This window comes from Brucella lupini, assembly GCF_002252535.1.
GTDB classification, from domain to species: Bacteria; Pseudomonadota; Alphaproteobacteria; order Rhizobiales; family Rhizobiaceae; genus Brucella; species Brucella anthropi.
Genome location: NZ_NNRN01000050.1, coordinates 1 through 927 on the forward strand (window position 1 = coordinate 1; position 927 = coordinate 927).

The following is a 927-nucleotide window of genomic DNA, read 5'->3' on the forward strand; positions in this document are numbered from 1 at the left end:
CAAGGAGAAGGCTCTTGATGTTCATTTCTGACCTCCAGTCAAGAATCGGAGGCTTTCGAAATAAATAAGTATTTTCAATGTGTTATAGAGTTTGCAGATTCGGAACTCAAAAAGTCAGCAAATCGGAAGTGATCCGACATGCGTCGAATACGGGGCGTAAAAGCACGGAATCGCACATCGCGTGGCAATCTGGATCTGATTTTTATGAAGAGATTTGCTTGAGGCAGCTGGCGGAGAGGATGGGATTCGAACCCACGAGACCCTTATGAGGTCTACTCCCTTAGCAGGGGAGCGCCTTCGACCACTCGGCCACCTCTCCGGTAAGGGCGAGATAGCTGGTACGCTTTGTCATTTCAAGCGAATTGCGCGCCAACTGGTAAAATTTCCTGCGAATTATCGCACTTTATATATACGCAATCAGGAATATGCGTGGAATCGGCCGCTTTCACCAGGCGTCGGCAGCCTCATTTCGAGCTGTATAACAAGAAAGATTCGCACCCAAATCAGCTAATGTGGCAATACGCGACGGTGCTTTGACATATTCTCCACTCGGAGCACGGGAAGTCATGGATTCGCGGGCTGAAAACCGCCACGATGCCAAATATCGCGTGTTTTCAAGCGTTAAGACCCGTTAACTCGCGTTCACTCATGTTAATAAACTCTAAATAGCCCACCCTGAAACGGGCAATTTCGTGTCTTTTCTGCAACAACCCTCCCTCATAGAAGCACCAGAAAGGTTGGGAGAGTGTATTCGATGTTGAAACGAAGGAACGGGCGAGTATCTTCACATCCAGAAGAAGGAGCGCTTCGGGGCGACTTTTTCAAAAGGGGATGGGGACAGGTTGTCCTTCAGCCAAATCAGAATGCCCAGACCCATTTTTAACTTTGACTGGAGGTCAGAAATGAACATCAAGAGCCTTCTCCTTG

The 927-nt window shown here is 48.2% G+C and carries 1 tRNA gene; it reads right to left on the bottom strand.

What is annotated here, in order from left to right:
- Positions 1 to 228: 228 nt before the first annotated feature.
- A tRNA-Ser gene (locus CES86_RS15950) sits at positions 229 to 319 on the bottom strand.
- Between the last annotated feature and the right edge of the window lie 608 nt (positions 320 to 927).